This is a genomic window from Paenibacillus silviterrae (assembly GCF_030167925.1).
Lineage (GTDB): Bacteria > Bacillota > Bacilli > Paenibacillales > NBRC-103111 > Paenibacillus_G > Paenibacillus_G silviterrae.
In genome coordinates this window covers 1,610,290-1,634,444 of record NZ_JASKUT010000002.1, presented here as the reverse complement: position 1 = coordinate 1,634,444, position 24,155 = coordinate 1,610,290, and the positions used below count along the sequence as shown (strand labels likewise).

Sequence of the window (24,155 nt, the reverse complement as noted above, 5' to 3'; positions counted from 1 at the left end):
CGTACTGCTGCACTGGCGGAAGTCGTCGGATTTAACATTATAAAGAGGAGGATGAAACATGCTGCGTTTATTTTCAACCAATCAGATTCGTAAAGTAATTGAAATCGAGGGAGATTGGGATTTTAGCCCGGTTCAACCGGGAGAAGCGATTCCCCAAGCCTACAACCATCGTCTTCCTGTTCCGGGCTGCTGGGAGATGCATCCGGCCTTTCGAACTTACCGGGGGAAGGGTGTCTACCGGCGGTTCATTGAGATTACAGAACCAGCGTCGCTCCGATTTAATTTTAAAGGCATTAGTCATACGGCAACCATCATTTTCGACGGGGTAGAGGTGGGCTCACATTATAATGCATACACTCCATTTCATACACGGGTAATCCATGACGTGATGCCCGGTAGCCATGAGCTCATTATTATTGTTGACAACTCATTCCATGAGCAGTCCAAGCTGCACTTCGCGAACGATTATTACACATACGGCGGCATTATCCGACCGGTCGGTTTGGAAATCATATCACCAATCTTTATTGAACGTATCCAGTTCACCCCGCATTTGCGGGATAGTGCCTGGGGAGGAGAGGTGGTTGTCCGCGTTACAAACAGCAGTGATATGGATGTTTTCGTATCGACTGAGATCAGCCTGGCAGGGATCTCATTGGCATTACCGGAATGTTCGGTCCACGCCGGTGCCACTGTCGAGATCAAGGGCAGTACCGAGTGTCCTGATGCGAAGCCTTGGTCGCATGAGAATCCGCACTTGTATTTGCTGGATACTAAATTGTATGTAGACGGAGCCGCGGTTCCTTCGGACGACTTGATCGAACGGGTAGGATTCCGTACGGTAACCACATATAACGGAAGGATTCAGGTGAATGGTCAAGACATTGTCCTTAAGGGATTTAACCGGCATGAGGACCATCCGATGGTAGGGGCGGCGTTCCCATACCCGTTGATGGTACAGGATATGGAGCTCATGATTGAAGCCGGCTCCAATGCAGTACGAACAAGCCATTATCCCAACGACGAGCGTTTCTTGGATTTGTGTGATGAACGGGGGATTCTAGTCTGGGAGGAAAATCACGCCAGAGGCTTTCAGCTCGATCATATGCTGAGTCCTGGATGTCAGGAGCAGTGTCTGGCTTGTAATGAGGAAATGGTCATCAGTCACTATAACCATCCGAGCATCATCATTTGGGGTATTCTGAACGAATGCGCTTCCCACACGCCGGAGGGCAGGGAGCTGTATAAGGAGCAGCTGGCGCAAATACGTCAAATGGACAGCTCTCGCCCCTTAACTTATGCGACACACCACCGTGATAAGGACCTATGCTTAGACTTGGTTGACATTGTCTCATACAATCTGTACCCCGGCTGGTATACGAACGAGGATCCGTCGACGCTATGTGATCAGGCTCGTAGCTGGGCCGATCAAGGAGGAGGACTTGGCAAGCCAATGATCTTAAGCGAGTTCGGCGGCGACGGCTATTATGGGCTGCGCGATGCGACAAGAGTCAGAGGCACCGAGGAAAGGCAAGCCGACATCATTGAGAGCAATCTATCGGCCTACATGCAGAAGCCCTATGTCACCGGTATGTTTATCTGGCAGTTCTGTGATTGTCGTGTGGTCGAGGATACGGGATGGCTCCTGTCCCGGGCAGGGACGCAAAATAGCAAGGGCATCGTGGATAAATACCGGAGACCGAAGCTTGCCTTTGAAGTGGTTAAGAAACATTTTAGGAAGATCAGTACGTTCAGTTACGAAGGAGGCACACACTCACGCTAAGGAGTGGCTGTTATGTATCGGGCATGTACATATGACAGTTTTGCGACTGTCGTGTGAGCGAAGAAAAAGTAGGACTTTTATGGCGCGTAACTACCCGGAACATGAAAGGAGTCGTGGACACATACCGGCGGCCAAAACTGCGTACGAAATCGTGAAGAGGCACTTCCGCGATATTTTATAGGCGCTGTCGAAGAAGCGGAATCAGATCAGCACAGGGAACTATGAAGTTCGTTGTGCTTCGCACAAAGTCACTCCCAAACAGCATATTTCGCTAGTAGCTATTGTAAGATCGGATGATCTTCGACATCTGCTCGCATAACCGCGGCAGGAAGACTATCTTAGCACACCCGCAATCTTCGATGAAGCAACAAGATTATCCAAAGGTGCTCGCACAATAACGGACTTTGAGAACGTTATTTGCGGTTTTGGAATCGGTCAGAGGCAAATAACGGTCTTTCGAACCGTTATTTTCTGCTGTAACGCGATTGTGGAGCGGGTTGCCTTGTTTTCGCCGAAATAGCGGTTTGAAAAACCGTTATTCCAGCTTCTCGCCGTTGTTTCATAAGAATAACGTCCTGAATGTCCGTTATTCCTTCAGCGAAGCAAAACATACTATGATAGTAAGGCATTGCACCTTTCAAAACTGAACAACGATGAGAGTCCTTCGGCGGCTGGCTCCCAATCCAGGGTCCCCGAAAAGTACTCGGAATACGCTGCAAAGCATAATCTTCACTTTTTGAGCGGCTCAGATTACCCGTGTGACACTGCAAAGCGAGCTGCCAATCAAAGGGTGGCAGGAGTGCGACCTGCTCGAGCGGCCGATGGAAGAGCTCCATTTAGAGCGGAAGCTAACTTTTGAGATCAAGCCTTATGAGATACGCACGTTTCTTCTCAATTACTAGAATGAGATCTCGTATGGAATAGGGGGGTAGAACGCTTTTATCTGACCCGTGATCCCATAATGAAAAAACAAACTGAACCTAATCTTTACGATATAGGTTCAGTTTGTTCTTCTTCCCGGCTCGAAGGTCGAATTGACGGCTCCACCGACATGTGTCATGCCCTCCGCATCGTACTCACGATTTCAAGAAGGCGTTCCCGGATGTTCCCGGTGCAGACCCCGCCGTGGTACGCGATCACCGTCTCAATCTTAAGATCCAACAGCTTCTCGATCGAGCGTATTGCTTCATCCTTATCCGAGGTGAAGTTCGGGTTAAACGGCAGTAAGACTTGATCCTGAGCAGTTAACGCGTCGCCGGAGATTAGTGTTCGGCTCGGCTCGTGGTAGAAGCTCGTATGATCCGGCGTATGTCCCGGAGTATAGACGACACTTAGGCCTCCCGCGATCGGCAGGATCTCCCCGTCCCGAAACGTGCCGGTTACCTTAACGGGGGCGGCGAGCATTCCGTTCTTAACGAGCGGCGTCTCCCCTTCGAGATACGGTCTGCCGGCCTCGTGGCACAACACCTCGATGCGTCCTCCGCCGGCCGCGACGAGTTCCGGTAAGCTGCCGATATGGTCGCGGTCTTGATGCGTGATCAGGATACGGGTCACCCGCTCGAGCGGAATATGATGCTCTTCCAGCGCGGACCGGATCACCTCAAACTGCCCCGGAATACCGGTATCGACGAGAGTCGCTTCTTCCCCGTCCCAAAGCGTTGCCGCATGGACCGTGAAAGGCCTGCCGCCTGCATCCATCTTAAGAAGCAACGGAATGATTTCTTGTTTCTTCGTCACTCTAAACTCGCCTCTCCTTCGCATATGTTCGCACAATAGGTTGTTCTTCTGTTAATTCAGATGATTTTTACGATACTGAATTGGAGTAACAATAGGCTACAATAAATTTAACGGATGATCTAATTATACACAATTGTGGCTTTGTTGGAGGAGGGCATAAGAAGAAGTTGGCCAATCTCGATCAAAGGGAATGCTCCGAACTAGTGGATGAAATTAAATATTTATTGAAAGATAAGTAACAGGATATTCCAAGTCCTTTATAGAAGTAGTTATTAGCTAATTTTACGGAGGAGAGAAGCTTGACTATAGAGGGGCCTGTGCTCCTCAAAATGGTTGACAGAATTTGCTGCACCGAACCGGGTGATGAGGTGTTAGTCAACAATGCACATTCACATCCAGTGCTTTAGACTTAAAATATTATACCCATTTCTGTTAGGAAGGAATCGTTCTATGATAAGGTCGTTCCAGTTTGGGGAAGAAGAATATCTCATTAAATCTCACTATTCTTACTAAAGTATCGAACATAATTTTGACCTTAGTTTTAAAAAATTTATCACTTAAGGAGTAGAACAATTTATTAAGAATTTCAATAAAGAGAAAGACAATTTGTGGTTAGTTGAGATGGATAAAGAACTGAAAGGTTCAATAGCTATTAGTCACATGAATGATTCTGAAGCCCAACTAAGATGGTTCCTTGTTGAATCCGACTTAAACGGGAAGGGTTATGGTAAGAAACTGCTGGAGACAGCAATTAATTTTTGCATTGAAAAGCAGTATGAAACTATAATTCTATGGACGAATGATAAGCTTACTCGTGCAAGGGAGCTATACTCCAGATATGGATTCAACATCATTGATAAGCAAGAACAGTTTCTATCGAATCAATTACTAGTCACTGAATGTTGGCGTATGACTTTAAGAACTTTATAATTGTATGTAGGAATAAACCAAAGGGGGATGTTATGAAACCAATTATGATTGATTTTCCAGATGAGTTTCATACTGAACGATTAGTAATTAGAATGCCGAAACCAGGGGATGGTAAGGTTGTTTTTGAAGCCGTTAATGCTTCGATAGATGAGTTGAAACCTTGGTTAAAGTTTTCTCAAAATGAACAAAACGAATATGATATCGAACTTGAAGTTAGAGAGGCACATGTAAGATTTTTAAGTCGTGAAAACCTAAGATTCTTTGTTTTTTTGAAAGAAACTGGGCAATTCGTTGCTACGTCAAGCTTACATAACATTACTAAAAATACTAGAAGTAAGTTAATACCTGAGCGATTACAATTTGAACTTGAGAGTATTATCAAGAACGAAGATTTATCGGTTGATGGAAGCGAATTGAGGGACACGTACATTTTTGCAAAGATACAACGATGACATGTTGTATTAAACTGACGGAGGAATGTTAGTGCAATAATCCGGAAGCGGAACGTTGAATTTAGGCGATAGTGACGAGCCAGCCGCAGTGCACAGACTTTTTCATGCCGACGCTTCACAGAAGTCGAAGGCTGTAGTATAGTATGGTTGTAATAGCAGAATATGGTTTTATAATGTAAAACAAAGGGAGGGTAGGGCAATTCCTATCATTCAATCCGTAGAAAGAGCATTGCAAATTCTTGATTTGTTTGACGAGTTTCATCCTGAGCTCAAGATTTCTGAGATCAGCACCCGGATGGATCTTCATAAGAGCACCGTGCACTCACTGCTGAAGACGCTTCAGGCTTACAACTACATTCAACAAAATCCGGACAACGGGAAGTATCGTTTAGGTTTGAAGCTGCTCGAGCGAAGCGGGCAATTAACGGATAATCTTGACATTCGCCAAGTGGCCAAAAGAGAACTCGAACAGCTATGCCATACTACCGGGCAGACTGTACATCTTGTGGTGCTGGACGGTAAGGAAGGGGTATATATCGATAAAGTAGACGGCCCCAAAGCAGTCATCCGTTACTCCCGAATCGGTAGAAGGATCCCCTTGCATTGCAGTGCGGTTGGTAAAGCGCTGATCGCTTTTGCACCGTCGGAGAAGCTGCAATCCATATTAAAAAATTATTCCTACGTTTCTCATACGGAGCATACGATAGCATCAGAGGAGCGTTTTCTTGAAGAGCTGGCTAAGGTTCGGGATAAGGGCTACGCCGTGGATAATCAAGAAAACGAGCCGGGTGTTTATTGTATCGCAGTCCCTCTAATGAACCATACGGGGGATGTCGTTGCAGCAATGAGCATTTCCATGCTTGTGTCGAGGGTAACGGAACAAGAACGTTACAGCTACACGAAGCTGCTGCTGGAAACCGGAGAATTATTATCGCATCAGCTTGGGAATGGATGGACGAACAGAAGATAGAGCTCAGTGAAGAGGACTTATAAGGTAAGTCCTTCTTACTTAAATGAATTATAAAACATCGTTTTATAATATAAAACAAACGCGGAGGGGAATTATGAGAATCATTCGTTATGTGCCCGTCGAGAAGGAGCCGGTACTTGCGGCATGCACGGAGGAAGGCCGCGTCTATCCGCTGCCGCAGAAGCATCTGCAAGAGCTGATCCGACAAGCGGAGGACGAAGGACTAAGTCCGCTTACGTGGGTGAAATCATGGATGGAAGAAACAGAACCTATTGAGGAAAGTGTAGAGAGTTTGAGGCTTACAGTCCCCGTGGTAGCTCCTGAGGTTTGGGCTGCGGGCGTAACCTATGAGCGAAGCCGGGAAGCCCGCAATTATGAAGCAACCGGAGGCAAACTCGATGCAACCACCTTCTATGACAAGGTCTATGATGCCGTGAGGCCGGAGTTATTCATGAAATCAACAGCGGCACGTACCGTAGGGCCTGGAGATGAGATGTGCCTTCGGAGTGACTCGACGTGGCAGATACCCGAACCGGAGCTAGGGTTGGTGCTCGACAGCAAAGGGCGAATCGTCGGATATACCGCAGGTAACGACCTCAGCTGTCGGGATATCGAGGGGGAGAACCCACTTTATTTGCCGCAGGCTAAGATGTGGAGACGCTCATGTTCCTTAGGGCCTTCCGTCCTGTTGGCCGATGTTGTTGATAACCCGTATCAATTTGCAATCGCTTGCAGGATCTATAGAAACGGCAGCTTGGTTACTGAGGGAACGGCCAGTACATCCCAGCTTAAGCGAAAGCTGGAGGAGCTTGTCTCTTTTCTAACGAGAGATAACGAAGTGTTCGATGGCACCGTACTGCTGACGGGAACCTGCATCGTACCTCCTAACGAGTTTACCTTAGCGGATGGAGATGTGGTTGAGATCGAAATTTCAGGAATCGGTACACTTCTCAATACCATGAGGACGGCTTAGGAGGCGGTAAGCATGGTAAAGCGTGCGAAGGTAGTGATGATTAAGCCTCAGGATCATGTTGCGATATCGCTGGTGAACCTTGAACCGGGCGAGACGCTGGCCATTACGTGCCAAGATCAAAGCTTCACTGTCACCGTGAAGGAAGGCATCGAGTTTGGACACAAGTTTGCGGTGAGAGATATTGCGCAAGGCGAGGATATCCTGAAATATGGCGAGGTTATCGGCATGGCGTTATGTGACATTCCTTCCGGGGCACATGTTCATGTCCACAATCTGGAGGGAAAAAGGGGAAGGGGTGACCGGCAATGACAAGGGGACAATTCTGGGGGTATCGCAGAAGTGACGGGACCGTGGGGATCCGCAATCATATTCTGATCCTGCCGACGATCACCTGTGCAGCCCAAGCGGCAAAGCAAATCACCGAGCTGGTGCAGGGAACGGTGTCCTTCATTCATCAGCACGGCTGCGCCCAAGTAGGAATCGATTACGACCAAACCTTTCGGACTTATGTCGGAATGGGGCTGAACCCCAATGTCTATGGCGTGGTGGTGCTTGGGCTGGGATGCGAGACGCATCAAGCGAGGAGTGTTGCCAGTGAGATTGCGAAGAGCGGCAAGCCGGTGGAGGTTGTGTCCATTCAGGATCACGGCGGTACTCTTATGGCTATCGCCGAGGGAGCGAGGGCAGCGGCACGCATGGTGCAGGAGGCGAGCAGGCTTCGCCGTGAGCTTTGCTCCCTTAGCGAGCTGATTGTCGGTACCGAGTGCGGCGGGTCGGATGCCTGCTCCGGATTATCGGCCAATCCGGCGGTCGGCGTTGTCAGCGATAAGATCGTCGACGAGGGGGGCACCTCCATTCTGGCCGAGACAACGGAGCTCATCGGCGCGGAGCACCTGCTGGCTCGGAGGGCTGCGAATGATCAGGTTGCGAAGCGGGTCTACGAAGTCATCGAAGCGATGGAGCAGCGGGCATTTGCCATGGGAATCGACATTCGTACGGGCAACCCGAGTCCGGGGAATATCAAGGGCGGGCTCAGCTCGCTTGAGGAGAAGTCGCTGGGCGCGGCGAACAAGGCTGGCAGCCGTCCGCTCGAAGAGCTGATCCAATACGCGGAGAAGCCTTCCAAGAAGGGCTTGGTATGGATGGATACCCCGGGGCACGATATCGAGCAAATGACAGGAATGACAGCCGGCGGCGCCCAGATCGTATTGTTCACCACCGGAAGAGGGACTCCTACAGGCTCGCCTATTGCTCCTGTGATCAAGATTGCAACCAATACCCCTATCTTTGAACGGATGAACGACAATATCGACTTCAACGCGGGAACCATTATTGAGGGAACAGAATCCATTGAGGCCGTGGGCGAGCGCTTGTTTGAAGAGCTGCTGGAGGTTTGCTCCGGCAAGCTGACCAAGGCGGAGATTCTGAAGCAGTATGACTTTGGCTTATGGCGAATCGGGCCGACATTCTAAGAATCATGAGGAGGAAGTGAACTGATGCAAGCATTGGAGAAAGCAGCTACGTATCTTAATTATATTCGAGGAGAATGGACGGTATCCGCTACGGGACAGACCGAGTCCAGTATCAATCCCGCCAATCGCAACGAGGTGGTCGGAAGGTTCCAGAGCTCGGACGCTCGGGATGTGGACCTTGCGGTAGCGGCTGCCAAAGCGGTGCAGCAGGCTTGGAGGAGACTGCCGGCGCCCGCGCGAGGGGAGTTTTTGTACAAGGCTGCGAATGCTATCGAGCGCCGCTTGGACGAGATTGCGTTGACTATGACCCGGGAAATGGGGAAGACACTGCCCGAGGCCAAGGGCGAAACGGCCCGAGGCGTTGCACTGCTACGCTACTACGCAGGTGAAGGGATGCGGAAGGTGGGCGATGTGATCCCTTCCACCGACGGTGAAGCGCTGATGTATACGACTAGAGTCCCCCTTGGAGTCGTAGGCGTGATTACTCCGTGGAACTTTCCTGTTGCCATCCCGATATGGAAGATGGCGCCGGCCTTAGTGTACGGCAACACCGTAGTGCTTAAGCCTGCTCAAGAAACCTCGATCACGGCAGCGTTAGTTGTGGAGTGCTTCGCCGAGGCGGGGTTTCCAGCCGGTGTCGTCAACCTTGTAACGGGAAGGGGCTCCTTAATCGGTCCCGCTTTGACGGACCATCCCGATGTCCAGGCGATCACCTTCACCGGCTCCAATGAGGTAGGCAAGCTGATCGGACGGAAGGCGCTGGAACGCGGCGCTAAATATCAATTGGAGATGGGCGGCAAAAATCCGGTGATCGTTCTTCCGGACGCGGACCTTCAGCTGGCTGTGGAAGCTACGATTAGCGGAGGCCTGCGCTCTACCGGACAGAAGTGTACGGCTACGAGCCGGGTTTTCGTTCATAAGGGGATCTACGAGCGGTTCAAGGCGCTTCTGGTAGAGAAAACGATGCAGCTTAAGCTGGGAAACGGCCTTGAGCCGGGAGTTTGGATGGGGCCATGCTCAAGCGAGAGACAGCTCGATACCGTCTTGTCCTATATTGATAAAGGGATTGCGGAAGGGGCCGAGCTCTTATGCGGCGGCAAGCGCCCGACGGAGGACGGATTAGCCGATGGCTTCTATGTCGAACCGACGATCTTTGACAAGGTCGATCCGGCCTCGACGATAGCACAAGAAGAGATCTTCGGACCTGTACTGGCGCTGATCGAAGTAGGAAGCCTGCAGGAAGCTTTGGATAAAGCGAACGACATCCATTTGGGTCTCAGCGCCTCGATATTCACCAAGGATATCGGCAGCATGCTGTCCTTTATCAACGAAATGGATGCCGGCTTGGTTCGCGTCAACGCGGAAACAGCCGGAGTAGAGCTGCAGGCGCCATTTGGCGGTATGAAGCAATCCAGCTCCCATTCCAGAGAGCAGGGCCAAGCGGCCATGGAGTTTTTTACAGCGGTAAAAACCGTGTTCGTAAAAGCATAAGCTAAGGAGGCGATGTCTTGACTGATGTGATCCGGCTCATCATGGAAAGTCAGGAGGAGGGCTTGTATTCCTTTCAGACGGCAGCGCAAGGTCCGGCAGGCTCGCTCCCTCTGACACATGAGATGTTATTGAACGCGCCAAGCGGAGAACTGTTCGGTTTGACTCAGAACGTTGGGATGGGCTGGGCGCCCACTCGATTGAATGGAAAACAGGTTTTGCTCCTCAGCACTCAAGGGGGCATAAGGGCTGAGGATGGATCGCCGATTGCTCTAGGCTATCATACAGGGCATTGGGAGGTGGGCCTCCTGATGCAAGCCGCAGCGAAGGAGATCACAGCAATGGGGGGAATTCCGTTCGCGGGCTATGTCAGCGATCCGTGCGACGGCCGAAGTCAGGGGACGACAGGGATGTTCGATTCATTGCCTTACCGCAATGATGCAGCCATGGTGTTCCGCCGCCTCATCCGGTCCTTGCCTACGCGCGCCGCAGTGATTGGTGTCGCCACCTGCGATAAGGGGATGCCGGCAATGCTGATGGCCGTGGCCGGCTCCGGTGATTTGCCGGGCATCATCGTTCCGGGAGGCGTTACCCTGCCTCCGGTCCACGGAGAGGACGCCGGCAAAATTCAGACGATCGGGGCACGCTATGCGAATGGGGAGCTTTCCCTTCAGGATGCCTCCGATCTCGGATGCAGGGCATGTGCGACCCCCGGGGGCGGCTGTCAGTTCCTTGGCACCGCCGCCACATCGCAAGTGGTGGCGGAGGCGCTGGGCTTAACGGTACCGCATGCGGCTTTGTCCCCCTCCGGGCAGACGATCTGGCAAGAGACGGCCCGTCAGTCCGCCCGAGCCGTCATGACGCTGATTGAGAAAGGAATTCGGATACGCGATATTCTTACAGACGGGGCCATCCGAAACGCCATGGTCGTGCATGCGGCCTTTGGCGGGTCGACGAACCTGCTGCTGCACATCCCGGCGATTGCCCATGCAGCGGGCTTAAAGATCCCCGATGTGTCGGACTGGATTGAAGTCAATCGCAGCGTACCACGGCTTGTCAGTGTCCTTCCGAACGGACCCGAGCCGCATCCGACGGTTCGTGCCTACCTGGCGGGAGGGGTGCCCGAGGTGATGCTCCACCTTCGTCGTATGGGGCTATTGGATGAGTCTGTAGTCACAGTAACAGGGGAAAAGCTTGGCGCTGTGCTTGACTGGTGGGAGCATTCGGAGCGACGGGCTAAAGTAAGGGAAGCACTCCTGAGGTGCGACGGAGTAGAGGCGGATCAGGTGATTATGAGCCCGGAGCAGGCACGAGCACGGGGATTGACATCCACGGTTACGTTCCCTACGGGTAATTTAGCTCCCGAAGGGTCGGTGATCAAGTCAACCTCGATTGATCCATCGGTCATCGATGCGGACGGAGTATTTCGGCATCGTGGACGAGCAAAGGTCTATGTCTCGGAGCGTGATGCCATCCGGGCTATCAAGACAGGCGGAATCGAAGCCGGAGACATCCTGGTACTGATCGGAAGAGGTCCTTCCGGCACGGGGATGGAGGAGACGTATCAGTTGACGTCGGCGTTGAAGCATCTGTCCTTCGGCAAGCGGGTAACGCTGATCACGGATGCCAGATTCTCGGGCGTATCCACGGGGGCCTGTATCGGCCATGTGGGCCCGGAGGCGCTGGCAGGCGGACCGATCGGCAAGCTGAGGAACGGGGATTGGATTGAGGCCATCATAGATCCGGTCAACCTTAGCGGCAGCCTGCATTTCGTTGGAGAGGCGGACCGGAACTATACGCCGGAGGAGGGCGCACAGGTGCTTGCCGGCCGAAAGCTTCATCCGGATGTTGCACCGGATCCGTCTCTTCCGGACGACACGAGGCTTTGGGCTGCGCTTCAAGCTGCCAGCGGCGGAACCTGGCGCGGAAGCGTGTATGATGTCGACCGAATCATTGAAGCGCTTCAAGGGAGGAACAACTAAATCATACCGGTTCGCGGCCCATACTTTGGGAGACGAACCGGTTTTTTATTATCGAGCCGATTCTGCAGACGAATTCCTACTATCGGTTATAATTTATCCTATTTTTAGTACATTCGACATGTTTTTCAGTTGGGGGCGATTCTAAAGAAAAGCGGTGCGTATATGTATAGTAGTGTACATAGGTGATCTTAATGAAGACAATATAAGCGAAGTCGGTGAAGACATGGGAGATTTGCAGGGAAAACCAAGTTATTACGATGGGAGTGGTAGATTCTTGCCGCAGGCTCGAAACCTGGGGAAGGACATTGTAATAAAACCGAACGAAACTCAGCCACCGGTAATTACGGACATCGCGAAAAAGCCATCGTACTACGATGGCAGCGGATCATTAGAAGCGATTGTCAAGAAGTAAACAACATGTAACGAAGGAGAGCTGCGCGTATGGAGAAGATTTTTCTTAAGCTTGCTGCAGTGTATTTTTGTGTAGGCGTTATCTTAGGCATAACGATGGGCATTATGCACAACTTTAGTTTAACCTCGGTGCATGCACACATTAACCTCTTAGGCTGGGTGTCCATGGCGTTGTTCGGACTTATCTACCACTTCTACCCGAAAGCATCCGGAACCAAATTAGCTAAGACTCATTTTTGGTTATACAATATCGGATTCCCCATTATGCAGCTTGGCATCGCTATGCAAATCACCGTACCGACAGTCCCCGCGTTTCTACCGATAACGATTGTCAGTTCCTTATTAGTAGTCATTAGTGTGCTTCTCTTTGCCATGAATTTGTTCAAACAACTGCAGCCCCGACAATAAGTCACGGGAAGGGGCTGACATAAGCAACCTGCGCTACTTAAGTTCGACGTAGTGCAGGTTGTCTGTTTTTCGTAGCCCTCTGCTTGCGGCTTCAAGCATCAAGTAGATCCGGGCATGCTGATTTCACCTAATGCGGCCTTAGTCCTGGATTCTTAGGACCGGGGCCGTTTCTTTTTTTGAAATCTCTCAATAGGAATAAGAAGGCAATCAGAAAACAAAAAGTTTTTTTGTAAAAATCATCTAAAACAGACTTTCCCCTTGATCGAAACTAAAAAATGGAAAATAATGAAGAGGTTGAAAACATTCGGAGGGAGCAATGTATGATGTTTACTTCTAGACAAATATGTCTTCTTACTATGTCTAACAACAGTATACATAAAATAACTTCCTGCTTCGGTGGTAGGACGCATTAATACCATATCATGCGTCTTATGAATAACGAGCCCAAAAAGCGCAGGTTGCGATTCATTCGTGGCATGCGCTTTTGTTAATGTAGAGGGGAGAGTCGGATGACTTGCTGTCGGTATTAGGGAAATTGGGTTGGTTTTTTCGTTTAGAGTGGAAAAGGTACAGCATTGCGATTCCCCTGCTCATTGTAGCTGGGTTGATTGAAATTATTCCGCCGAAATTGGTGGGAGATATGATTGATCACATGCAGCAAGGAAGCCTTCATTGGGGTTTGGTGACACAGACGGTACTTTTGCTGGGTGGTCTGGCGGTAATCATTTATGCGATTACTTACATTTGGATGTACCAACTGTTCGGAGGCGCTTTTGTCGTGGAACGGCTGCTGAGATCAAAGCTCATGCGGCATTTGCTTAAGATGACTCCATCCTTTTATGAGAAGCATCGTACGGGTGATTTAATGGCAAGGGCAACAAACGATCTAAAGGATGTTTCTATGACAGCAGGCTTTGGGATATTAACTCTTATTGACGCAACGGTGTGGATGATGACGTTAATCGGCGCCATGATGTTTTTTATTTCTTGGAAGCTAACGCTGGCCGCGATTGTTCCTCTGCCGATTCTTGCTCTCACTATTCAGTTTTTTGGAAAGTGGATTCATGTACGGTTTAAAGAAGCACAAGACGCATTTGGCGTAATGAACGACGGAGTGCTTGAGACGATATCAGGAACTCGTGTGATCCGTGCATTCGTCCAAGAACGCGCGGCCGAAGCTAAATTCAGCAGCGTTACGGCAGACGTATTAGAGAAGAACATCGCCGTTGCGAAAATCGATGCTTTATTCGACCCCACGATTAAGATCATCGTCGGGGCCAGCTATATCGTTGGTCTTGCTTACGGAGCAAATCTTGTGTTCCATAGCGAGCTGACCGTCGGCACGCTGGTTACCTTTAACGTGTATCTTGGGATGCTGATCTGGCCTATGTTCGCCATCGGGGAGCTCATTAATATTATGCAGCGTGGAAATGCATCGTTGGATCGGGTGAACGAAACCTTGTCCTATCCTGCGGATGTTGTGGAATCGCCTCATGCGATCAGGATAAAAGAACCAGATGCCATTGAATTTAAAGGAGTGTCGTTCCAATATCCTTTGTCGGCCGAAACCAATCTTCATGAAATGAAGTTTCGGATAGAACGGGGCCAAACATTAGGCATCGTTGGTCGAACGGGGAGCGGCAAAACGACCTTGATCAGGCAGTTGCTTCGCGAGTACCCAAAAGGGCAAGGTCAACTGACGGTCACGGAGAAGCCTCTAGAGCAAATTGCGTTCGATGATTTGAAGGGGTGGCTGGGCTATGTGCAGCAAAGTCCTTTCTTATTCTCGCGAACGGTTCGGGATAATATTTTATTCGGCCAGAAGGGGCTGGGTGAAAACCATGACCAGTTGGAAGAAGCCATTGAGCTGTCCGCTTTAAAGAAGGACCTAGAATTTCTACCGAAAGGCTTGGATACGCTTGTGGGCGAGAAAGGCGTTGCCCTCTCCGGCGGCCAAAAACAACGCGTATCCATTGCACGTGCTTTGATCGGCAATCCGCAGATTTTGATACTGGATGATGCATTATCTGCCGTGGATGCCAAGACAGAGGCCGAAATCATCGCGAACATTCGGCGATCGCGTGCCGGTAAAACAACACTGATCGTCACTCATCGTTTATCGGCTGTTCAGCATGCAGAGCAGATCATTGTACTGGAAAACGGACGAATCGTAGAAATGGGTACACATGAGGAGCTTCTTGCGGTTGGAGGATGGTATTGGGAACAATGGGAGCGGCAGCAGGCTGCTGAAGAAATGCAGACTTAGGAAAGGTGTGGGAAACAGCGGATGAGTGAAGATTTCGAATGGGAGATAGACAGCGAAGCGGTGCGAAGAGCCCGACCGATCAAGCGATTGTTTACCTATGCTCTATTATACAAAAAGACGATCATTATGGCTCTCGTCATGCTAGTCATTGCTATTGCAGCGGAACTCACGGGACCTTTTATCGCGAAGAGGATAATTGATGAGCATATAGCGGGTATTGAGAAACCGTGGTATCAGGTGAAAGAGGGTACGGCGGCCGCGATTTTTTATGACGGTGTCTATTGGAAGCGAGGCGACCGGGTTCCGGAGCATGAACGAGGCGGCGAAGGTCGGGTACGGCAGGAGGGGGGTACATTTTATTTTGCCCGAATGAATTCGGATATGCAGGAGAAGGAGCAGCCTCTATCAAAGGAACAATTGTTTGATTTCTATAAACCGGAGTTTACAAGCATTTATCGCCTGGTTTTGATTTTTGGAGCGATGACGGTCATTTCAGCACTCTTTAGCTACGGGCAACGATACTGGCTGCAAACCTCGGCCAACCGGATTATACGTAGGATGCGTGATGATGTGTTCGCTCATATCAATCGCCTGCCGATTCGGTTCTTTGATAATTTACCGGCGGGAAAAGTGGTGTCCCGAATCACAAACGATACGGACGCCATCAAGGATTTGTACGTAACCGTCTTGGCCAACTTTTTCTCAGGGATATTGTACATTGTTGCCATACTAGGAGCGATGCTTTTACTCGATTATCGGTTGGCTCTGATTTGCCTGCTTGTCATTCCCGTACTCGCATTGTGGATCGTTATCTACCGCAAGTTTGCTTCGCATTACAATCGCGTCATACGTTCTACCCTTTCCGAAATGAACGGCATGATCAACGAATCTATCCAAGGGATGCCGATCATACAGGCTTTCCGCAAGGAAAAGATGCAGGAAGAGGAGTTCGAAGCGTTTAATCAGCGGTATTATCAGTTTCGAAATAAGCTGCTGCATCTGAACTCCTTGACCTCCCATAACCTTGTTGGGGCCCTACGAAATATGGCATTTGTCGCAATGATCTGGTATTTCTCCGGGGTTTCACTTGGCACGGTAACAGGCGGTATTTCGCTGGGCGTACTCTATGCGTTTGTTGATCTCATGAATCGTATGTTTCAGCCTGTCGTCAATATTGTGAATCAGTTGCCCAACCTGGAGCAGGCGCTTGTCAGCGCCGATCGTGTATTTGTCCTCATGAATGAGGAGGGAGAGGATGTATCCGACAGAAATATACCGCGATACCGAGGGAATGTTACGTTTGACAAGGTTTGGTTCTCTTATGCCAAGGGTGAACCGGTACTGAAGGGAATCTCGTTCGAAGCAAAGCAAGGCCAAACGATTGCTCTTGTCGGGCATACGGGTTCAGGTAAGAGCTCGATTCTGAATTTGCTTTTCCGGTTCTACGATGTAGATAAGGGAAGTATTACGATTGATGGTTACCCAATCGAAAGTTTACCTCGCCAAACGCTTCGTAAGCATATGGGTATTGTGCTGCAGGATCCATTTTTATTTACAGGGACGATTGCCTCCAATGTATCGCTTGATAATCCGTCCATTTCGACCGAACAAATCGTGAAGGCGCTGCATGATGTGGGCGCGGCTGAATTGCTCACACAGCTGCCACGTGGAATTAATGAACCTGTTATCGAGAAGGGGAGCACGCTTTCTGCGGGACAGAGGCAGTTGATTTCGTTTGCGAGGGCGCTTGCTTTCGATCCGGCGATTCTTATCCTTGACGAAGCGACCTCGAACATTGATTCCGAGACGGAAGCGATCATACAGAAGGCGCTGGACGTTGTGAAAAAGGGGCGTACAACGTTCGTCATAGCGCATCGGCTATCGACGGTTAAAGCCGCGGATCTTATTCTCGTGCTGGATCGCGGTGAAATTATTGAACGAGGCACACACAATCAGCTCATGGCGCAGCAAGGTCAATATTATCAAATGTACGAGTTGCAACAGGGAAATGGGAAAGCTGTTGCTGTCATATAGGGATGTAACTTAGTCCGCAACTTAAACAGCAACAAGGAGCTGCTCCTTGTTGCTGTTTAAGTTAGGTCCTTTACGGCTAAAGTGTTATCTGTAAATGTGTTTCAAGTAGGAGGACGGTGCTTCTCCCATTACCTTCTTAAATACTCTTGTGAAATAAAACGGATTCTGGTACCCGAGACGTTCACTGATCTCCGATATATTAAGCGAAGTGGTACGCATCAGGTGAAGCGCGCGATTCATTCGCAGTCGGGTGTGAACCTCTATGATGGTTTGTCCGGTGCGTTTGGCGAACAGGGAGGACAGATGGCTGTAATTAAGCCCCATGAACTTCGCCAGTTGTTTGGAGTCGAATTCCTCTTCGGCGTGAAGGGTTACATAGTCCAGGATGCGTGCCACATGCGCTTCAGCTTTGCCAGACGGTGCAGCTTCTTGCTGCTGAACCTTTGATTGTTGCTGCAGCTCCTGAAGGCCGATAAACAGCCGATAAGCATTCATACTAACTTCCGTCATCCAGTAGGGCCGCGGATCAGGATGAATATAGGCTTCATAGATCGAGCTCAGCCGCGCTTCTGTCTCCTTATGTAAGGAGGATGAACCGAATTTCGGCAGCGGAATCCGGAATTGATAATGGTCGGGAGCAACATGTCCAATCTTTGGTACGATGGTGGGATTCTTATACGTCGTGTCATCATCCCTTAGCGTGTTAAAATGGATCCACCACCAGGAGGTTCCGGGCAGCGTCAATTTTTTTCCCCAATGATGTCGTCCTTTTCTTAAAAATAAATGCTCCCGCTCCCCGACAAAATATTCGGTTCCCTCCTCAATGACCTGCATCCTTCCCTCTGTAACATATAGAAATACATCGTAATCCACCACCCGGTCCGGATGTGTATACCATTCTTGTGTACGGTTATGGCCCATATCCCGGACGAGGGGAAAGCGGTCCGCTGTCAAATAAATATCATTGTCCAACGATGACTCCCCTTTATTCCAATATTCCAAAATAAATGTAGGTAAATAATAAAAAGTGCATTTTAATCTTCTTTTATGAAGGATAATATCAATTATATAACAAAAAAAGTTCAGGTGTAGCGAATGTTTCAACTTGCAGGTCGCATGCGACTGGCGCTTTGCAATATTTCAGGAATAGAAGCATAGAGGTGGTAAAGATGGATCGAGCCTACATCGATCGGATGATGAAGAGAATGGACGAGAAGGTCATGAGACTATTGGAACAGAACGGCGATGCATGGCTTGACCATGCCGGAGAGGATGGCATTTACCAGAGCCGCCGTCCCGACTGGTGGACGTCCGGTTTTTGGCCGGGCATATTATGGATCCTCTATGACGTTACAGGCAAGGAGCGGTATAAGCAAGCGGTTTGGCAGCGGGATGAGGAGCTTGGGGAATGGCTGCGAATACCTGCCGATGAATTCAATCACGATGTGGGCTTTCAATTTCTGCCTACTGCGGTGATAAAGTACAAGTTGACCGGAGATCCGGATGCTAAGGAGCGCGGACTTGAAGCGGCAAACTTCCTGGCAAACCGGTTCAATTCCGCCGGTGGCTTTATTCGTGCATGGGACCGTGGGCCGGATGGCTCGGAGGTTCCCGGCTGGGCGATTATTGACTGCATGATGAATATTCCTCTACTTTTCTGGGCCTACCGTGTGTCGGGAGAGGAACGGTATAGGCATATCGCCGTACGTCATGCTGATACGGTACTCCAATATGCGATTCGCGAAGACGGCTCGGTGAACCATATTATCTCGTTCGATCCCGTGACGGGGGCGTACCTGGGGGCGCTGGGCGGACAAGGGCACACAAAGGATTCTGCTTGGAGCCGAGGTACGGCTTGGGCGTTGTACGGCTTTGCTTTAGCTTACCGGGACACAGACGATGTGAGATATTTGAACGCTGCCAAGCGAGTTGCGCATTTCTTCATCGCCTCCTTGCCGGAGGATGACGTACCTTATTGGGATTTCCGACTACCGGACCCTGCTGGGGAACCGCGGGACAGCTCCGCAGGTGCGATTGCCGCTTCGGGTTTACTTGAGATCGCGGAACGGGTGCCGGATGCGGAGAAGCCGCTGTACGAAAATGCCGCAAAACGTATTCTCTATTCGCTCTCTGAGCAGTATGCGATTTGGGAATGCCCTGAAGTTCAGCCTATATTAACGAAGGCCACCGGCAACCGGCCGCTGAATCATCACGTTAATTATTCCTTGATTTTCGGTGACTATTATTTCATTGAGGCGTTCGCCAAGCTGAACGGATGGCGCACCCGGATTTTTTAAACTTCGTATCGATGGGACAAGCGGGACATTGGAGGTAACGAGATGCGGGATGTATTTGATGTGAGAGAATACGGCGCCAAAGGGGACGGCGTCACGGTTGACACGAAAGCCATTCAAAAAGCGATTGATGACTGTTTTGAGGCTGGCGGCGGATATGTCGTATTGGCTGGGGGCACGTTTGTCTCAGGCACGATTTTTTTGAAAACGAATGTTTATTTACATGTGAATCCGTCTGCAACGCTGCTTGCAAACCCGGATATTCGTGATTATCCGGACGGTACTCATTATAATCGTTATATTAACGAGAAGGATATGGATAAATGCTTTATTTATGCTGAAGACGCTACGAACATCGGCGTCATCGGACAGGGTGAGATTAATGGCAACGCCGAGAGCTTTCCGAATGAAGGCAGTATTTATCGCCCGATGATGATGCGGTTTTTGCGCTGCAAAAACATTCACGTTAAAGGACTTCGTCTCTACAACTCGACGGCGTGGACCACGGCCTTCCTGGACAGTGAGAATATTTGGTGTGAGGACTTGGATATTCGGAATGACAGAAGGTACAACGGAGACGGGCTTGATTATGACGGCTGCAGGAACGTATTTGTCTCCAATTGCAAAATTTTGGGTACGGATGATAACCTTTGTTTACAAGCAAGCAGCAAAGACTTTCCGATGAAAAATGTGCACATATCGAACTGCCACTTCACCTCCATTTGTGCAGGCATTCGCATAGGACTTAAATCCGTGGGCGATATTTCGAACGTTACGATTCATAATTGTACGTTTGAGAATGTGTGGCGTGAGGGGATCAAGATTGAATGCACCGAAGGCGGCAGTATTACAGATATCGTAGCACAAGGCCTTGTCATGCGGAATGTAACACGGCCGATCTTTATCATTCTGAACAATCGTTTAGCTCGTATCGGTTCTTCGATCAGTCTTGGTGAAATGCCGGAGATCGGCACCCTGGAGCGGATTATGCTGTCGGATATTATTGCGACGGACGATGACGAGATGAGCAATACCCATTACCGCTTCACCGATGATATGATGGGTTGCCCCTCGTTCAACGGAATTCGAGTCGATGCCTGCGAAAGTTATCCTATTCGCGATCTAACCTTGAAGAACATAACCTATACTTTTGTTGGCGGGGTAAAAAAGGAGGACATTCCTTTGGCATATCCCAAGGTTTGGGATATGCGGTATGCGCACCCGAAGGCCGTATCTGAAAATTATTATCCGACCTGGAGCAGGACGACATTTATGGATATTCGAAATGTGGAGCGGCTTACGCTGGACGGCTTGAAGTTCCATGCCATGAAAGAAGATACGAGAATGTCATATATCCTTGAAAATTGCAAGACGTGGAAGGAAGATATCACCGAAATTGATAATAAAATTCGAATCGGGCTTCTATGATCATAAGGAGGTTATCAAATTATGGCTTTGTTAATGTCACTGCATGTTTTGATGGATTGGAACATCCAGGGGCAAAAGCTGGAGCAAGGCTACGAACTCAGCAACGGTTTAAAGGCAGAGTTTCCGGCGCCTGATGATGCGCAGGGATGGTTTCCTATCGGCTTTGAGCAGGGCAATGACTCTGCCGTGGATGTTATGGGATGGTTCGGATGTAAGCTCACGATCCTGGCAAGTGAGGAGGAAACGGAGATTTCCATGAAAGCGAGCTTCATGGACGATCGAAACGTAGAAACTTCGATAGGGCTCGCCGGAAAGGGAAAACACGAAGTAACGGTCAAATTGTCCGATTTCTCTATTGAATCTGCTAAATCGAACATCTGGAGATTCCTGAAACGGCTGGAATGGAGCGGTAACGCAGTGCTGCTCGATGCACGGCTGGTTCGAGGTGCGAAGCTATACGTCGAGTCGCCTATACGGGGGAAATCGGGTGATGCTGGAGAGACCGTTGTCTACTCCATGAGGGTGTATAATTGTACGGATCGGAGGCAAAGCGTTGCCGTGAAGCAACAGTTCACCGGCTGGGAATCGCTGCTGCCCGTGGTGACCCCGTCCCGGTTTGTGCTGGAGCCATACGGCAGCAAGGAAATAATGGTTGCCGTAAACGTGCACGAGAACATGGTGCACGGCGGCCATGAGAAGACGGTGCTTCGCCTCACTGCTAACGGAGACGGGGCAAGCGCTGTGGACATCGAGCTGCTGACGCTGCGCAGGCTGCCTCACCCGTATCTTTATCACAACGATGAAATGTGGGCTGCGGCGAAGGCCAAGATTGACCGATACCCACAGTTCCGACCGGGGTACAATCAGATCATAGCGGATGCGGAAGCCTGGATCGTACGGCCGCCGGTGCCGGTTGGGGAACGCGACTATTGTTATGAGACCAGCGAAGAGCATTACATCATGTCGGCCGCCTATGCCTATGCGTTGACCAAGGAGCTTCGCTATGCGGAGAAGGTGGCAGCGTTCCTGCGTTATTTTACCGATGAGGAGACCGGCTATCCGCGTAAGAAGAAGGGCTGCAGTCAAAGCTACGTGCAGGAGGGACACTTCTTCCAGCATCTGGCGATCCCTTACGATATCATTCACAGCTCCGGCGTGCTGACACCGGAGGATCATGAGGCGATAGAACGAACGTTCCGAATCTATATGGACATTCTGGATCACCATATCCAGAGGGGACATATTTCCAACTGGCTGCTGTCCGAAATTACGGGCGCATTCTACTGCGCGTTGGCGATTGAAGATATGGAGCGGGCGCTTCGCTTCGTCTTCGGACCGATGGGCGCGATCGATCAGCTGAAATACGGCTTGTTCAGTGACGGCTGGTGGTACGAATGCTCTGTGGGGTACAACAATTGGGTCTCCTCCATGTATATCCATACTGCGCATGCGCTGCTGCCCTTCGGGATCAATTTGCTGCATACGCATTTTCCAATTCCGTGGAACGATGAGGTAAACAGTACGTTTAACGGCCGGGAGATTCCGGTCCGCTTCGGCATGCACAACAAGAAATGGGGAGCTCGAATGAAAAATTACGTGTGCATCAAGGATATGTTCGATGCAACGCTTCCGTTCCTCAATGACCGGGGGGTGCTCTTCGGCATCAGCGATTCCGATGAGAAGAAGCTGGAGGGCGTGCATTTCGGTTCAACCTTCGATCTGGCCTACCATTATTACAAGGATCCCGAATACATACCCGTCATTCGCATGAACAGCTATGTCGATCCGATCTTCGGACATGCCGAGCTGCCGTCTTACGAGTCGACGTACAACAAGAAGAATGCCTTTGCGGACAATGTTGGCATTGCGATGCTGCGCAGCCAGACGGAGACCCGTGAGCCCAGGGAGCAGATCCAGGCGGTCATTCGTTATGGCTCGCACGGATATGCGCATGGCCATTTCGACCGGACCGGTCTCTTGTCCGTGATGCGTTACGGACGGAGCTTCTTTAACCCTGAGCATGTGTGGTGGGGCTATGCCCATTTCATGTACAAGTTCTATGTGCAAAATTCCATCACCAAGAACATGGTCGTAGTCGACGAGAAGCTGCAGGTGCCAAGCGATTCCCGCCGGCTGCTGTTCTATAGCGGGAAAGCGCTGCAGGCGACGGCGATAGAGACGAAGTCGCAGTGGGCTTACCCTCCGTACGGCGGGATGGTCTACCGAGAGGATGAATCGCTGGAGGAGCGCTGCCGGATGAATGCCAGCTCGCTGCCTTTCTTGAAAAGCCCGCCCAAGTATGGTGAGTTAACCGATTTTACAGAGCCGGTGCTTCAGAGGAGGGTCATGGCCGTTACGGACGATTACATCGTGTTATTCGATTATTTGCAGGGCGACTCGGAGCATCAATATGACAGGCTGTTCCAGATCAAGGGCTTCCAAGGCTTAAGCGGTTCTGACGGGCAGGAAGGCTTGCGCTTCATGAAGCATACGAGCCAGCTTACTGAGGATCCGCTGTCGGACGCTCAATTCGTTACGGATTGCCGCTGGTACGAGGCGGAGGGTCCGACGGTTGCAAGGTTTGAGACTGTATTCGGGGAAGGAGAGGACATGCGCGGCAACCGAACGAACCATAATGAACCGGGATTGCTCAAAATGGACGTCCATACCGCTTGGCCGCCGCGGACGGTACAGATCGTCGGAAGGGCCGCCGAGTATCACGGCGTGACGATTCCGTTGAAGTATGCGGTGGAGGTCGATGGCGAGATTCGGGCTGAAGGCGAATTCGGCGCATGGCTGCTCGGCGAGGGCAGGTGCGATATTGATGTAAGCGGCGCGCGGCTGCTCCGCTTGCGGGTGAAGAATGACCCGATCTATAACGAGCAAAGGTATCCGCAAAGGACCAAGCAAGCGCTCTTCTGGGGCGAGGCGTTCGTGGTTACGGCGAACGGCTCAACGATACCGCTTAGCGAGCTGAGCTATCAGTGCGATAACGTGGATCCCGGGCGCGGTGTCGGCAAGGATTATGAGGGCGGACGCGTGACGATCGTTGGCAACGAGTATCCGCAGGCCATTCCGGCAAGTCCGATCGACCATGAGCGGGAGGGTGTCATTACTGTCGACTTGGCCTGCCTGAACGCGGTTCGCTTCGTCGGGCTCATCGGCGCGGATGCCTTCCCTGGTGACGAGTCGCAGCGCCGGATGACCTATGCGGTGCGAACGAAGGGCAGGGTTGGGCGGTTTATTACAGTAGTCGAGCCGTATGAAGCGGAGGCGGTGGTCGTCGCTGTTAACGCATCGACGGAGCAATCGGTTACGGTGGAGCTTCGAGATGGAAGGACGCAGGAGCTCTTCGTTGACGGCTTGGCGGGAGATGACATTCGCGTTCGAATGGCGGAATATCGCTCAGGTCGATTACTTCGTGAGGAATGGGCTGATGGCACGAAGGGGTAAGCGGTAAAGGTCGGCGAACGGGAATAACCATAGTTCCCTTCGAGGGCGTACCGTCAGCTAAATTTTTTACCGAG

18 protein-coding genes are annotated in these 24,155 nt (G+C 50.5%); 16 read left to right on the top strand and 2 right to left on the bottom strand.

What is annotated here, in order from left to right; genetic code table 11:
- The first annotated feature begins 58 nt into the window (after positions 1–58).
- Both QMO62_RS30055 and QMO62_RS33475 read left to right on the top strand, forming a co-directional pair.
- The gene (locus QMO62_RS30055) at positions 59–1,783 is read left to right on the top strand and encodes a glycoside hydrolase family 2 protein (protein WP_284646155.1); all 1,725 of its coding nucleotides are present in this window, start codon (positions 59–61) and stop codon (positions 1,781–1,783) included.
- A gap of 758 nt (positions 1,784–2,541) precedes the next feature.
- A complete protein-coding gene (locus tag QMO62_RS33475) occupies positions 2,542–2,685 on the top strand; it encodes a glycosyl hydrolase-related protein (protein WP_369699118.1) in 144 nt (47 codons plus the stop codon).
- 154 nt (positions 2,686–2,839) lie between these two features.
- Here the strand turns inward: QMO62_RS33475 and QMO62_RS30050 are convergent, their stop codons facing one another.
- On the bottom strand, positions 2,840–3,520 hold the full coding sequence (locus tag QMO62_RS30050) for an MBL fold metallo-hydrolase (protein WP_284646154.1): 681 nt from the start codon (positions 3,518–3,520) through the stop codon (positions 2,840–2,842).
- A gap of 576 nt (positions 3,521–4,096) precedes the next feature.
- Here QMO62_RS30050 and QMO62_RS30045 point away from each other — a divergent pair.
- From QMO62_RS30045 to QMO62_RS29995, 11 genes are all read left to right on the top strand, one after another.
- Positions 4,097–4,450 carry a GNAT family N-acetyltransferase gene (locus QMO62_RS30045; protein ID WP_284646738.1) on the top strand — a complete coding sequence of 118 codons (354 nt, stop codon included), beginning with the start codon at positions 4,097–4,099 and terminating at the stop codon, positions 4,448–4,450.
- 32 nt (positions 4,451–4,482) lie between these two features.
- On the top strand, positions 4,483–4,902 hold the full coding sequence (locus QMO62_RS30040; protein ID WP_284646153.1) for a GNAT family N-acetyltransferase: 420 nt from the start codon (positions 4,483–4,485) through the stop codon (positions 4,900–4,902).
- 199 nt (positions 4,903–5,101) lie between these two features.
- Positions 5,102–5,872, top strand: a complete 771-nt coding sequence (locus QMO62_RS30035; RefSeq protein ID WP_284646737.1) for an IclR family transcriptional regulator — start codon at positions 5,102–5,104, stop codon at positions 5,870–5,872.
- Positions 5,873–5,966: 94 nt separating this feature from the next.
- A complete protein-coding gene (locus QMO62_RS30030) occupies positions 5,967–6,845 on the top strand; it encodes a fumarylacetoacetate hydrolase family protein (RefSeq protein ID WP_284646152.1) in 879 nt (292 codons plus the stop codon).
- Positions 6,846–6,857: 12 nt separating this feature from the next.
- A complete protein-coding gene (locus QMO62_RS30025; protein ID WP_284646151.1) occupies positions 6,858–7,154 on the top strand; it encodes a UxaA family hydrolase in 297 nt (98 codons plus the stop codon).
- Positions 7,151–8,317, top strand: a complete 1,167-nt coding sequence (locus QMO62_RS30020; protein ID WP_284646150.1) for a UxaA family hydrolase — start codon at positions 7,151–7,153, stop codon at positions 8,315–8,317. Before QMO62_RS30025 ends, QMO62_RS30020 begins: the two co-directional genes overlap by 4 nt.
- A 24-nt stretch (positions 8,318–8,341) precedes the next feature.
- The gene (gene gucD, locus QMO62_RS30015) at positions 8,342–9,808 is read left to right on the top strand and encodes an alpha-ketoglutaric semialdehyde dehydrogenase GucD (RefSeq protein ID WP_284646149.1); all 1,467 of its coding nucleotides are present in this window, start codon (positions 8,342–8,344) and stop codon (positions 9,806–9,808) included.
- 41 nt (positions 9,809–9,849) lie between these two features.
- Complete coding sequence (locus QMO62_RS30010; RefSeq protein ID WP_284646736.1) at positions 9,850–11,787, top strand: YjhG/YagF family D-xylonate dehydratase; 1,938 nt, start codon at positions 9,850–9,852, stop codon at positions 11,785–11,787.
- Between the two features lie 441 nt (positions 11,788–12,228).
- Positions 12,229–12,606, top strand: coding sequence for a cbb3-type cytochrome c oxidase subunit I (locus QMO62_RS30005; RefSeq protein ID WP_284646148.1), 378 nt, complete (start codon positions 12,229–12,231; stop codon positions 12,604–12,606).
- A 514-nt stretch (positions 12,607–13,120) separates the two neighbouring features.
- A complete protein-coding gene (locus tag QMO62_RS30000) occupies positions 13,121–14,872 on the top strand; it encodes an ABC transporter ATP-binding protein (RefSeq protein WP_284646147.1) in 1,752 nt (583 codons plus the stop codon).
- 21 nt (positions 14,873–14,893) lie between these two features.
- The gene (locus QMO62_RS29995; protein ID WP_284646146.1) at positions 14,894–16,906 is read left to right on the top strand and encodes an ABC transporter transmembrane domain-containing protein; all 2,013 of its coding nucleotides are present in this window, start codon (positions 14,894–14,896) and stop codon (positions 16,904–16,906) included.
- A gap of 84 nt (positions 16,907–16,990) precedes the next feature.
- Here the strand turns inward: QMO62_RS29995 and QMO62_RS29990 are convergent, their stop codons facing one another.
- Positions 16,991–17,878, bottom strand: a complete 888-nt coding sequence (locus QMO62_RS29990) for an AraC family transcriptional regulator (protein ID WP_284646145.1) — start codon at positions 17,876–17,878, stop codon at positions 16,991–16,993.
- A 197-nt stretch (positions 17,879–18,075) separates the two neighbouring features.
- Between QMO62_RS29990 and QMO62_RS29985 the strand changes: the two genes are divergently transcribed.
- Genes QMO62_RS29985 through QMO62_RS29975 form a run of 3 tightly spaced genes read left to right on the top strand, consistent with a single transcriptional unit; the run spans position 18,076 to position 24,081 of the window.
- Positions 18,076–19,203: a glycoside hydrolase family 88 protein gene (locus QMO62_RS29985; RefSeq protein WP_284646144.1), complete on the top strand. Its 1,128-nt coding sequence runs from the start codon at positions 18,076–18,078 to the stop codon at positions 19,201–19,203.
- Between the two features lie 42 nt (positions 19,204–19,245).
- Entirely contained in the window at positions 19,246–20,628 is a 1,383-nt protein-coding gene (locus tag QMO62_RS29980) for a glycoside hydrolase family 28 protein (protein ID WP_284646143.1), read from the top strand.
- Between the two features lie 21 nt (positions 20,629–20,649).
- On the top strand, positions 20,650–24,081 hold the full coding sequence (locus tag QMO62_RS29975) for an alginate lyase family protein (RefSeq protein ID WP_284646142.1): 3,432 nt from the start codon (positions 20,650–20,652) through the stop codon (positions 24,079–24,081).
- Positions 24,082–24,155: the final 74 nt, after the last annotated feature.